General features: G+C 63.8%; 10 protein-coding genes. 8 read left to right on the top strand and 2 right to left on the bottom strand.

The window, feature by feature from the left end; genetic code table 11:
• A partial coding sequence (locus Q8K05_RS13715; protein ID WP_305247180.1) for a phosphoenolpyruvate carboxylase occupies positions 1–511 on the bottom strand: 511 nt, incomplete at its 3' end.
• Positions 512–613: 102 nt separating this feature from the next.
• Between Q8K05_RS13715 and hemC the strand changes: the two genes are divergently transcribed.
• The 4 genes from hemC to Q8K05_RS13695 are packed head-to-tail and all read left to right on the top strand — an operon-like array spanning position 614 to position 4,914.
• Entirely contained in the window at positions 614–1,579 is a 966-nt protein-coding gene (hemC, locus tag Q8K05_RS13710) for a hydroxymethylbilane synthase (protein ID WP_370868859.1), read from the top strand.
• Entirely contained in the window at positions 1,579–2,442 is an 864-nt protein-coding gene (locus Q8K05_RS13705; protein WP_305247179.1) for a uroporphyrinogen-III synthase, read from the top strand. Before hemC ends, Q8K05_RS13705 begins: the two co-directional genes overlap by 1 nt.
• Complete coding sequence (locus Q8K05_RS13700) at positions 2,439–3,599, top strand: uroporphyrinogen-III C-methyltransferase (protein WP_305247178.1); 1,161 nt, start codon at positions 2,439–2,441, stop codon at positions 3,597–3,599. Before Q8K05_RS13705 ends, Q8K05_RS13700 begins: the two co-directional genes overlap by 4 nt.
• Before the next feature lie 25 nt (positions 3,600–3,624).
• A complete protein-coding gene (locus tag Q8K05_RS13695) occupies positions 3,625–4,914 on the top strand; it encodes a heme biosynthesis protein HemY (RefSeq protein WP_305247176.1) in 1,290 nt (429 codons plus the stop codon).
• 305 nt (positions 4,915–5,219) lie between these two features.
• Here Q8K05_RS13695 and Q8K05_RS13690 read toward each other — a convergent pair whose 3' ends face one another.
• On the bottom strand, positions 5,220–8,369 hold the full coding sequence (locus Q8K05_RS13690; RefSeq protein WP_305247174.1) for an Rne/Rng family ribonuclease: 3,150 nt from the start codon (positions 8,367–8,369) through the stop codon (positions 5,220–5,222).
• Positions 8,370–9,081: 712 nt separating this feature from the next.
• On the opposite strand from Q8K05_RS13690, the gene Q8K05_RS13685 reads away from it, so the two are divergent.
• From Q8K05_RS13685 to Q8K05_RS13670, 4 genes are read left to right on the top strand one after another with little or no spacing between them, the layout of a single operon-like run.
• Complete coding sequence (locus Q8K05_RS13685; protein ID WP_305247173.1) at positions 9,082–10,161, top strand: RluA family pseudouridine synthase; 1,080 nt, start codon at positions 9,082–9,084, stop codon at positions 10,159–10,161.
• Positions 10,162–10,215: 54 nt separating this feature from the next.
• Positions 10,216–10,875, top strand: a complete 660-nt coding sequence (locus tag Q8K05_RS13680; RefSeq protein WP_305247172.1) for an HAD family hydrolase — start codon at positions 10,216–10,218, stop codon at positions 10,873–10,875.
• 39 nt (positions 10,876–10,914) lie between these two features.
• A complete protein-coding gene (locus Q8K05_RS13675; protein ID WP_305247171.1) occupies positions 10,915–11,289 on the top strand; it encodes a Rieske 2Fe-2S domain-containing protein in 375 nt (124 codons plus the stop codon).
• Positions 11,290–11,310: 21 nt separating this feature from the next.
• Entirely contained in the window at positions 11,311–12,357 is a 1,047-nt protein-coding gene (locus Q8K05_RS13670) for a S49 family peptidase (RefSeq protein ID WP_305247170.1), read from the top strand.
• Positions 12,358–12,603: the final 246 nt, after the last annotated feature.

Raw genomic sequence — 12,603 nt, 5'->3', positions numbered from 1 at the left:
GGTGGGCGGTCAGCACCGGCGAGACAAAGCTGTGGGCCAGCGTGTTGGCGATGGTTTTGGGCGCAATACCGGCCCAGCGCAGGCGGGCCAGCGCCACTTCGATGCTGCCTTCCTGGGTGTCGCCAGCGCGCTCATGGACGGTGCGGCGGCGAATGTGGTGGCGGTCTTCGGCCAGGTTGGCCAGATGGCTGAAGTAGGTGAAGGCACGGATCACGCTGACGGTCTGGTCACCGCTCAAGCCCTTGAGCAGTTTTTTGAGCGCCTTGTCGGCCGCCTGGTCGGCGTCGCGGCGAAAAGCCACCGACAGCTTGCGCACCTGCTCGATCAGCTCGTAGGCGGCGACGCCTTCCTGCTCGCGGATCACATCGCCGAGGATGCGGCCGAGCAGCCGGATGTCCTCCACCAGGGGGCGTTCGTTGTCTCTGGCGCGCCCGGGCGCCTTGTCGCCAACCGATGTAGCGCTCCCGGGAATGTTTTCCTTGACCTTTTTCGTGTGTGCCGAAGTGACCATCTTTGCCTTATGTGTCTGAAGCTCGCATGCTAGCATTCACTCCCCTTAAAGATTACCAGCAGGTTACGAGTGTCCGCAGAGTTTAAAACCGTCAGGAACATTGTGAAAAAAGTTGTGATCGCCACGCGCGAAAGCCGTCTGGCACTGTGGCAGGCCGAGCATGTCAAGGCGCTTTTTGAGGCGCGTCTGGGCTGGCAGGTCGAGTTGCTGGGCATGACGACCCTGGGCGACCAGATCCTGGACCGTCCCCTGAGCAAGGTCGGCGGCAAGGGCCTGTTCATCAAGGAACTTGAAGTGGCCCTCAGCGAAGGCCGGGCCGATCTGGCGGTGCATTCGCTCAAGGACGTGCCGATGGACCTGCCCGAAGGCTTTGCGCTGGCCTGCGTGCTGGAGCGCGAGGACCCGCGCGACGCCTTTGTGTCCAACCAGTTCGGTTCGCTGGCCGACTTGCCACAGGGCGCCGTGGTGGGCACCTCCAGCCTGCGCCGGCTGGTGCTGCTCAAGGCCTTGCGGCCCGACCTGAACATCCAGCCCCTGCGCGGCAACCTCGACACGCGTTTGCGCAAGCTCGACGAAGGCCAGTACGCCGCCATTGTGCTGGCCGCCGCCGGGCTCAAGCGCCTGGGCCTGGCGTCGCGCATTCGCAGCGCCTTTGCAACCACGGACATGCTGCCGGCCGCCGGGCAGGGGGCTTTGGGGATTGAAGTGCGGGCCGATCGTGCCGACCTGCTGCAGGCGCTGGCCACATTGGCGCATCAGCCGACCTGGCTGGCCGTGACGGCCGAGCGCACGGTGTCGCGCGCCATGGGCGGCAGCTGCTCCATGCCGCTGGCTGCCTTTGTGACGGCCGGGCCCGGGCATGCCCTGCAGCTGAAGGCAGCCTGGGGTGACCCGGTGGATGCCGAGGCGACGTCCGGTTCCTGCGCTGCCCTGCCGACGCCTCTGGTGCAGGTGCAAAAAACCGCCGTGGTGCGCAGCTTTGACGAGGCTGAGGCCTTGGGCGAGGCGGTGGCGGCGCAGTTGCGCGCCGGTGGTGCGGTCTGGGCCGGCAACGTCCCCGCGGCCTGATGCCGGGCGCTGGCCTGAACACGCGCCGTGTGCTGGTGACACGGCCTGCTCGCGATGCCCAGCGCTGGGTGCAGCAGCTGCAGCAGAGCGGTGTTGCGGCCGAGGCCTTGCCTCTGATTGAAATTGCACCCGCTTCGACGACCGCCAGTGTGCAGGCGCTGGAGCGCTACGCTGCCTGCCTGTTTGTCAGTGGCAATGCGGTGGACTACTTTTTTAAGAAAAATAAGGCTTTGGCCCAACAGGGAAGGGCGCAAGAAGCTATTGAAAATATAGCAAACAAGGTGCCGGGCACTGTTCCGCCCGGTCTGCGTTTCATGGCGCCCGGCCCGGGCACGGTGGCCGCGCTGATCGCTGCGGGCGTCCCCGCCGGGCAGATTGATGCACCGGCTGCCAACGCGCTTCAGTTTGACTCGGAATCGCTGTGGGATGTGGTCGGCCAGCGCGACTGGCAGGGCCGGCGCGTGCTGGTGGTGCGCGGACAAAATTCAGGCGCACAAAGCGGTGCCCCCTCATCTGGCCGTGACTGGATCACCCGGCAGTGGGTGGCAGCCGGGGCACAGGTTGATTTCGTGGGCGTTTACCAGCGTCGCGCGCCGCAGTTGACGGACGCGCAGATTCAGCGCGCCAGGGCGGCCAGCACCGATGGGTCGGTCTGGCTCTTCAGTAGTTCCGAGGCGGTGGCCAACCTGGCCCATATGCCGGAGATGGCGGGGCTGGACTGGCGCCATGCCCGCGCCGTGGCCACCCATCCGCGTATTCTCGAGGCCGCGCGGGCGGCGGGCTGGGGTGTTGTTGTGGCGTCACGTCCGGCACTGAAGGACATCAGGGACACGCTTGCCTCGATAGAATCAAGCCATCCATGAGCGACCGCTACCCCGACCTCCCTCCCCCGCCCGCATCCGATGACGGGCCTGTGCCCGACCGCGGAGCGGAGCGCGGACGGGTCAAAACCGACGCGTCCGCCGTGCCGCTGCTTGGCTGGCTGGTGCCCGCCAAGTGGGCCCTGCTGTTTTTGGCGCTGGCCGTGGCCGCGCTGTTGTCCAGCGCCTTGCTGTGGCAAAAGCTTAACAACGTCCAGGAAGAACTCGCTCGCCGCAGCATTGATTCCGGCGCACAGTCGATTGAGGCGCGTACCCTGGCCCGCCAGGCGCAGGAGGGCATGCTCGAACTGTCGGCGCGGCTGGCGATACAGGAAACCCGCATCAGCGAAGTCAGTCTGCAGCGCACCCAGCTCGAAGAGCTGATGCAGAGCCTGTCGCGCTCGCGGGATGAGAACCTGGTGGTGGACATGGAGTCCGCACTGCGGCTGGCCCAGCAGCAGGCACAGCTCACCGGCAGTGCCGAGCCCTTGATGGCCGCGCTCAAATCGGCCGACCAGCGCCTGTCACGTGCCGCCCAGCCCCGTCTGGGGCCCCTGCAGCGCGCCATTACCCGGGACCTGGACCGTATCAAGGCCGCCAGCGTCACCGATGTGCCGGTGCTGATGCTCAAACTCGACGAACTGGTCGGCCTGGTCGATGAGTTGCCGGTGGCCAACGCGATGGTGGCCAGCGGCACGCTTCGCGCGGCGACCCCACGGGCTGCATCCGCGCCTGTGGCGCCAGCATCCGCAGCCAGCGCGTCGTGGCGCGATGTCTTTGACCCGCAGGCGCTCCAGGGCTGGTCGCAGCGCATGCTGGGCAGCCTGTGGGATGAAGCCCGCCAGCTGCTGCGCGTGAGCCGCATCGAGCAGCCTGAAGCGGCTTTGCTGGCACCGGAGCAGTCATTTTTCCTGCGCGAAAACCTCAAGCTCCGGCTGCTCAATGCGCGCCTGGGGCTGCTGTCGCGCCAGACTGACTCCGCGCGTGCCGATCTGCTCAGCGCCAACGCCTGGCTGGGCAAATACTTTGACCCGGCTTCGCGCAAAACCCAGGTGGCCCTGCAACTGCTTGCCCAGGTGCAGAGCCAGCTGAAAACCAGCGAGCTGCCGCGCCTGGACGACACCATGACGGCTCTGGCCACTGCGGCTGCAGGCCGTTAACAGCCAGAAGGGCAACAAGCAAGTCATGCGCGCCGCTCTCTGGTTTCTGGCCCTGTTTGGTGTAGCCGTGGCGGTTGCCCTGTTTGCCGGCAACAACCAGGCGGTGGTGACCGTTTTCTGGCCACCGCACCGGGTGGATATCTCCTTCAATTTGTTGATACTGCTGCTGGCGGGCCTGTTCATGCTGCTGTACCTGGCCTTGCGCGCCATGTCGGCCGTGGTGTCCCTGCCCGCCGAAGCCCGGCGCTGGCGCGCCCAGCAGAAAGAACGCGCCATGTACGGCGCACTCATGGATGCGCTGGCGCACCTGCTGGCGGGGCGCTACATCCGGGCCAGCAAGTCGGCACAAAACGCGCTGGCGCAGGAAAAAAGCCTGGAACTGCATGCGGATGCGTCGGGCCACGAGGCCGGGCACAGCGACAGCCGCGCCAGCCAGCTGCGTTCACTGGCGCACCTGCTGGCGGCCGAAAGCGCGCAGTCGCTTCAAAACAAGGCCTTGCGCGAGCGGCATTTGCAGTCGGCGCTACAGGCTTCGGCCCAGCGCTCCGCGCAGGGCGTGCGCGAGGCGGTGCAGTTTCGCGCGGCACGCTGGGCGCTGGAGGACCGCGACGCTGGCGCCGCGCTCGAGTGGCTGAGCCAGCTGCCGCAGGGCGCCGCCAGGCGCACGCTGGCCCTGCGCATGAAGCTGCGCGCCGCCCGGCAGGCGCAGCAGACCGCGCAGGCGCTGGAGACTGCACGGCTGCTGGCCAAGCACCGCGCGTTCTCGCCGACCGCCGCGCAAAGTATTGTGCGCGGCCTGGCGCTGGAGCTGCTCAACGAGGCGCACGATCCGGTGCAACTGCAGCAAGCCTGGTACTCGCTTGACGACAGCGAGCGCGCCATGCCCGAGCTGGTGATCCATGCGGCGTCGCGCCTCATGGCGCTGCACGGCAATGCCGAGTTGGCCCGATCGTGGCTGCTTGAGGTCTGGGACCGCATGATGCAGCCGGGCACCAGCATTGGCGACAAGCTGCACACCAAACTGATAGCGGTGCTGGAAGACGGCCTGGATACCCTTGATGCCGACTGGCTGGCCCGCATCGAAATGGCGCAGCGTGGTCGTCCGCGTGATGCCAATCTCCAGTACCTGGCGGGCATGGCCTGCCTGAACCGCCAGCTCTGGGGCAAAGCCCAGCAGCTGCTGTCGCAGGCTACGCCGGCCTTGCCGGACGGTGCGCTGCGGCGCAATGCCTGGCGGGCCCTGGCGCTTTTGGCCGAGCAGCGCGAGGATGACGCAGCTGCCGCGCAGGCCTACAAGCGGGCGGCGCAAAGCTAAGACATTCGCGTAGCCGCCGTGCTTGATGGCCGGCTGGATCAAACTCTGCGCTGAGCATTGAACCTGGAAACAGAAATGGAAACGGCTGCTGGATGCGCCGTTTGCTACCGCGTTGCCAGACAATGCGGCCTGGTGCGGCAGCGCTGGCATGTAACACCACCCCGCACCATGCAAGCGCAGCATCCCCGGGCGCATCGCGCTCTGGTCTGAACGGTGAACAGCGGGATTTCATGCCGTGTCCAGCTTGAAAACAGGCAAAGAAAAAGGCTCCGAATGGAGCCTTTTTCGCGGGGGGTCAATAAACCTTAATCGGCCGACTTTTCAAACGGCAGGGGCATGGTTCCCAGATCACGCTTGGTCTCGACCAGTACCAGGGGCGCTTCTTCCGACACTACCAGCGCAGGACGCTCACGCTGAACCTTCACGGGCTGAACTTCAGCAGCCATCGCCGCTTTTGCTTCGGCAATCTTGGCTGCATCGGAGTTGATCCACTGCAGACCCGAACCCTGCGCCACCTGCGCCAGGTCCTGCAACGGCAAGTCGTAGGACTGAACTTTGGGCAGGGCGCTGGAAGCAGGCGCCGCTTGCACCGCAGCAGGTGCTGGTGCGGCTTGCACTGGCGCCGGCGCGGCTGCAGGCACGGGTGCCACATAAGCCGCTGCCGGTGGTACGGTTACGGCTGCTACTGATTTGGTAGCTAGTGGTTCCCGTTCCTGCTGGGCTGGAAGCTGATTTTTCTCTGAAGAATCGAAAGATTCAGAACGAACCGGCAGGGCGCTGCCTTCAGCTGCTTGCTCATTGCGCTCACCGCGTTCACGACGCTCGCGGCCATAACGGTCACGGCTGCGGGGTTCGCGCGGCGGGCGGTCCTGGCCTTCTTCCCGTCCCTCTGCGCGAACGGGAAGGTCGGTCGACGATGCCGGTACAACCGGGTTGCCGGCCTCGTCGGGACCTGCCACGACGGCAGGGTGGGCCGCGTCAAAGCTGTCGGCCTGGGCGACAGCGACAGGCGCTGCAGTGATGCCCTCGGGGCGATCGCCACGGCGTTCGTTGCGGCGGCCACTGCGCTCGCCACCACGTTCACGGCGGCCTTCGCCACGTTCCTCGCCACGTCCTTCAGCGCGACCACCTTGCTGGCGCTCGCCGTCACGGCCGGCATCCTGGACAGGTCGTTCCTGGCGCGGTGCGGCCGCTTCGCCGCCCATGGCCGCAGCCATGGCGGCCTGGTTGGCCAGTGCGAGATCCTGCTCGACGGCATCGCGCGGAATGCGTTCGCCGCGCTCCGGGCGCTCGGTGCGTTCACCGCGCTCGCGGCGGCCACGGCCTTCGCGGTTCTCGTTGCGCGGCTGGCCTTCGTTCAGGTTCTCGCTGCGGCCCTCGGTACGGTTGTCAGCACGGTTTTCACCGGCCGGACGTTCCTGGCGGCCTCCCTCGGCGCGTCCTTCCGGATTGCGCTCACGGCGTTCGGCGGTGCGGCCTTCGGTTCGGTGTTCGGTGCGACCTTCGGCATGGCCTTCCCCGCGGCCTTCACCGCGGCTACGTCCACCGCGGCGGCCATCACGGCCACCACGCTCCGCGCGTTCGCCACCACGTTCAGCGCGCTCACCGCGTCCATCAGGGCGTCCCTCACGGCGTACATCGCTGGCGGGCTCGTCTTTTTTCACTACCACTGGAGCAGGTGCGGCAACGGGCGTTTCCTCGCCGCTGAACAGGCGCTTGATCCAGCCAAACAATCCCTGTTCGGCGGGGGCAGGTGCCGGCACCGGCGTGGCGACTGGCGCAGGGCGCGCTGCCGCTTTGGGCGCCGCAGGGGCTTGCGCCGCTGGCGGCTTGGGAATCGCCACAGGGGCGGGCGCATCAGGCAGCACGCCCTTGATGATGGGTTCCTGCTTGTTGTGCTTTTCCTGGCTGCGGCGGGTTACCGTCGTCGGGTCTTCAATATCTTCAGCCATCTTGTAGCTGGCTTCGATGTTGTCCAGGCGCGGGTCGTCGTGTTTCAGGCGCTCCAGGCGGTAGTTCGGCGTTTCCAGCGTCTTGTTGGGTACCAGCAGTACGTTGATGCGCTGCTTCATTTCGATCTTGGCGATTTCCGAGCGCTTTTCGTTGAGCAGGAAAGACGCGACATCGACCGGCACCTGGCACAGCACCGAGGCCGTGCTGTCTTTTAGCGACTCTTCCTGGATGATGCGCAGAATCTGCAGCGCCGAGCTTTCGGTGTCGCGGATGTGGCCGGAACCGCCGCAACGCGGGCAGGGAATGGACGCGCCTTCGTTGAGCGCCGGACGCAGGCGCTGGCGGCTCATTTCCATCAGGCCGAATTTGCTGATGGTGCCGAACTGCACGCGGGCGCGGTCCTGACGCAGCGCGTCACGCAGCCGGGTTTCAACATCGCGGCGGTTGCGCGACTCTTCCATGTCGATAAAGTCGATGACGATCAGGCCGCCCAAATCGCGCAGGCGCATCTGGCGCGCCACTTCGTCGGCGGCTTCCAGGTTGGTGCGGGTCGCGGTTTCCTCGATGTCGCCGCCCTTGATGGCGCGGGCCGAGTTGACGTCGATGGACACCAGCGCCTCGGTGTGGTCAATCACGATGGCGCCGCCGGAAGGCAACTGCACGGTGCGGGCGTAGGCCGACTCGATCTGGTGCTCGATCTGGAAGCGCGAGAACAGCGGCGCGTCGTCACGGTAGCGCTTGACGCGGTGCTCGTGCTCGGGCATCACGTGGGCCATGAACTGGCGGGCTTGCTCGTAGACGTCGTCGGTGTCGAACAGGATGTCGCCGATGTCGCTGTTGAAGTAGTCGCGGATCGCGCGGATCACCAGGCTCGATTCCTGGTAAATCAGGAAAGCGCCCTTGCCGCCTTTGCCGGCGCCGTCAATCGCGGTCCAGAGCTTGAGCAGGTAGTTCAGGTCCCACTGCAGTTCAGGCGCGCTGCGGCCAATGCCGGCGGTGCGCGCAATGATGCTCATGCCGCCCGGGTATTCGAGCTGGTCCATCGCCTCTTTAAGGTCGGCCCGGTCTTCACCCTCGATGCGGCGCGACACGCCACCGCCGCGCGGATTGTTGGGCAACAGCACCACGAAGCGGCCCGCCAGCGAGACAAAGGTGGTCAGTGCCGCGCCCTTGTTGCCGCGCTCTTCTTTTTCAACCTGGACCAGCAGTTCCTGGCCCTCTTTGATCACGTCGCTGATGCGGGCCTGGTTGACCGGCACGCCTTGCGCAAAGTACTGTTTGGAGATTTCCTTGAACGGCAGAAAACCGTGGCGGTCTTCACCGTAGTCGACGAAGCAGGCTTCCAGCGAGGGCTCGACGCGGGTCACGACGGCCTTGTAGATGTTGCCCTTGCGCTGCTCGCGTCCTTCAATTTCAATTTCGTAGTCGAGGAGTTTTTGTCCGTCAACAATCGCCAGGCGGCGTTCTTCGGCCTGGGTGGCGTTTACCAGCATGCGTTTCATGGGTGTTCCTAAATATTCTTCGTTCTAAAGCCCAAAAATGGGTGAACGACGCCAGGAGGGACGCAGTGCGAACGTGGGGAATTGCCGGAGAGCTTTTGACAGCACGCTGGCCGACTGAAAAATCAGTCAGCCAAGTGGTCTGGGCGTAGGCGCGTGGATGGAGTGAGCAGGGGTCCGGCAGGTTTTTGCTACAAAAAAAGTAGCTGCTTGCGCCCACTGTGCAAGGGCTGCAGGCTGATTTATGCCATAAAGCAAGGCCAGAAGGCGTTGCAGGCAACTAAAAATCAGACTGAGCCGTGTTGTCATCAGAGGGTTACCCGTTAAAGGACTTGTTCTCACCTGGATCCGCATGCAGCCCTTAGTTCTTGACTTGAGGCTGCACACATAATATTCCGTAGTTGTATTCGCAAAACGTCGACTCGTCTGCATGGCAATTCCCGTGTCGCGAGGTGCCTGGCACTCGTCGCTTGTGGGCCATTGCCACCAGTGGCATCGACCTTCCAGCGAGGCTGTTTGCAGGCCTTTTCAGGGGCTTTGGACCGGTGTGGACTAAACTCCAGACAAATCAACTACTTACAGCGTATCGCTAGTGAAACACATTATAGGGGCAGCTTCAGGCAAGGCAAAACGCCCGGTAAAAGCGCCTGTCCGCCCGATTTCTGCAGCGGCTCCACCCAAGCCGCAAGCGCCGCCAGGTCCGCCAATCGTTCAAATGCCTGCCCCGGAAGCGCCCCAGGCGACCTTGGTGACGGTGGGTGAAGATTACGCCGGCCAGCGGCTCGACAATTTCCTGATTCGCCAGCTCAAGGGCGTGCCCAAAACGCATGTTTACCGCATTATCCGCAGCGGCGAGGTGCGGGTGAACAAGGGCAGGGCGCATGCCGATACCCGCGTGGAGGCGGGCGACATCGTGCGCCTGCCGCCGGTACGGACTTCGGAGCGGGCCGAGCAAAAAGCCCAAGCCATGGCTGAAGAGGTGGCGCGCCACGGCGCCAGCTCGACCGTCGGCGGTTACGCGCCCTCGCGCGAATTTCCGATTCTTTTCGAAGATGACTTCCTGCTGGCCATCGACAAGCCGGCCGGCGTGGCCGTGCATGGCGGCAGCGGCGTGAGCTTTGGCATCATCGAGCAGTTGCGCATGGCCAGGCCCGAGGCCGATTTTCTCGAGCTGGTGCACCGGCTGGACCGCGAAACCAGCGGCATTTTGCTGATCGCCAAGCGCCGCATGGCCCTGAAACTGCTGCAGGAGCAATTCCGGGAGCGCGAAACCGACAAGGTTTATCTGGCGCTGGTCGGCGGGAACTGGCCCGCCAACCAGCGCGTGATCGACAAGGCGCTGCATAAATACCTGCTTCCCAACGGTGAGCGCCGCGTCAAGATAGTGCCCAATGAGCATCCCGACGCCATGCGCTCTGTCACGCTGGTCAAGGTGAAAACCCCGATTGCCGCCAACCCGCTGGCGCCGGCCACGCCGTTTACGTTGCTCGAAGTCACCATCAAGACCGGCCGTACCCACCAGATCCGGGTGCATCTGGCCGGCGAGGGCCATCCGATCGCCGGGGACGACAAGTACGGTGATTTCGAGCTGAACAAGGCGCTGCAAAAATCCAGTACTGGTTCCGCGTCGTTGAAACGCATGTTCCTGCACGCCTGGAGCCTGAAATTCAATCACCCCAAAACCAGAAAAGCGGTTCAGCTGCAAGCGCCATTGCCTGATGAGTTGCAGCAGTTTCTGCCCTCGCGCTCAACAGACGCGTTCCCGCAGCCCTCGGCAGAGCCTGAAAATTCCTGAGGAATTGCACGGCGGGGTCACGTCGGGCTCATTCCAGGCAGCGACAATCCGTGCATGCACACTCGAAACTTTGACCTGATTGCCTTCGACTGGGACGGCACGCTGTTTGATTCCACCCGGATCATTGTGCGCTGCATCCAGGCGGCGGTCCGTGACGTGGGCGGCACGGTGCCGACCGATCGGGCGGCGGGCTACGTGATTGGTCTGGGCCTGATGCAGGCTTTGGCCCACGCCGCACCCGATGTGCCCCCTGAGAAATACCCGGAACTCGGCATGCGTTACCGGCACCACTACGCCACCCACTTCAACGACTTGAGTCTTTTTGAGGGCGTGTTGCCGCTGCTCGATGGGCTCAAGGCGCGCGGCCACCTGCTGGCGGTGGCCACCGGAAAATCCCGGGTGGGGTTGGACGAGGCGCTGAAAAGCGTTGAACTCAAGGGGGTTTTTGACGCTTCCCGCACCGCCGATGAGACGGCCGGCAAGCCGAATCCGCGCATGCTGCACGAGTTGATGGCGCAGTTCGACATACCGGCCGAACGGGTCTTGATGGTGGGTGACACCACGCACGACCTGCAGATGGCGCTCAATGCGGCCTGCCCCAGCGTTGGCGTGAGCTATGGCGCGCACGAGCCCAGTGCCTTCGTGGCCCTGGCGCCGCGCCATGTTGCGCACTCGGTGCAGGCGCTGCATGACTGGCTGCTTGCGCATGCTTGATGGACAGGCAAGCCCGCAGACCGAGCTTTCAAACCCGTCATGAATGCCTTGTCTCCCCTTTTTCCTCTTTGTAACAGCCGCGATCTGCTGGAGGGCGGGCAGGCCGTGCCGTTTGATATCAACTATGCCGGTCAGACCTGCCGTGCCTTTGCCATTCGTTACAACGGTCTGCCGCATGCCTACCTGAACCGCTGCACCCACGTGGCGATGGAGCTGGATTGGCAGCCCAACCGGATTTTTGACGACAGCGGCCAGTGGCTGCTGTGCGCCAGCCATGGCGCGGCTTACCAGCCCGATACCGGCCAATGCGCCGGTGGCCCGTGCCACGGCGGACTGGTCAAAATAACGCTTTCAGAAAATGACGGTGTCGTGTATTGGCATTCGGCTTACAACCTCAAGCAAGTACCGTTTTAATACCTCCCTAAACTAATGACCATGAACGATTCAAACCGCCCCGGCAACACCGACCCTTCTTTTGATCCGCCGCAGGATCCAGGGCCGCCCAACCAACCCGCCTCCCTTTCCAGAAAATCGGCTGAAGCCGGCCCTTCCGGTGCGCCTGGCTGGGAGCGGGCGACGCTGGAAAAGCTGGTATTTGCGTCGCTCAACGAGCAGAAAGCCACGCGCCGCTGGAAAACCTTTGTGCGCCTGTCCTGGCTGGCATTTTTCATTTTCCTGGTATGGATGGCCTTGCAGCGCAGCGCCTCTGTGACCGCCGCGACCGCGCCACACACCGCCGTGGTGGAGATCAAGGGGGAAATCGCGGCCGGTGCCGACGCCAGTGCCGAGTTCGTCAACGCAGCACTACGGGTTGCATTTGAAGACAAGGGCGCCAAGGCGATTGTGCTGTTGATCAATTCACCTGGCGGCAGTCCCGTGCAGGCCGGCATGATAAATGATGAAATACTGCGCCTGAAGGCTTTGCACAATAAGCCGGTCTATGCCGTGGTTGAAGAAACCTGTGCTTCGGCCGCTTACTACATCGCCGTGTCGGCCGACAAGATTTTTGTCGACAAAGCCAGCATCGTCGGCAGCATTGGCGTGCTGATGGACGGCTTTGGCTTTACCGGCCTGATGGACAAGCTGGGCGTGGAGCGCCGGCTGCTGACGGCGGGTGAGAACAAGGGTTTTCTGGATCCCTTCAGCCCGCAAACAGAAACGCAGCGCGCATTTGCGCAAGGCATGCTGAACCAGATTCACCAGCAGTTCATTGCAGTCGTCAAAGCTGGACGCGGCGATCGCCTGAAGGAAACGCCCGGGATGTTCAGCGGCCTGTTCTGGAGTGGTCAGCAGTCGGTGGAGCTGGGCCTGTCGGATCAGTTGGGAAACCTGGATTACGTCGCGCGAGAGGTGGTCAAGGCCGAAGAAATAATTGACTATACGCGTCGCGACAATGTGGCAGAGCGCCTCGCGAAGAAGTTTGGTGCGGCCATGGGAGAGGGTGCCATCAAGGCTTTCAAGGCCCTGCCTGCATTGCGCTAAGCGGTTTTAAATTGATCTCAAAAAGCCCGCAGCCTGCGTAATGCCAGTCAGTTAAGGACTTGGCAGCCGAGGTAGGGTAAAAAAGGGACGTGTTCATCACGTCCCTTTTTTATGGAATTTCAAGCAGAGCTATCGCAAACGCTGGACAAGACGCCGGCGTGTCTGGATGGGTTGAGCAGCCTCATTGAGCTGCCCTGGATCGAGCAGGCCTTGCAGGCCACGGGCAAGGCCTCCATCCGGCGGCGC

Origin of the sequence: Polaromonas sp. (assembly GCF_030682935.1) — a bacterium.
Lineage (GTDB): Bacteria > Pseudomonadota > Gammaproteobacteria > Burkholderiales > Burkholderiaceae_C > Polaromonas.
This window is presented reverse-complemented; position numbering and strand designations above follow the sequence as displayed.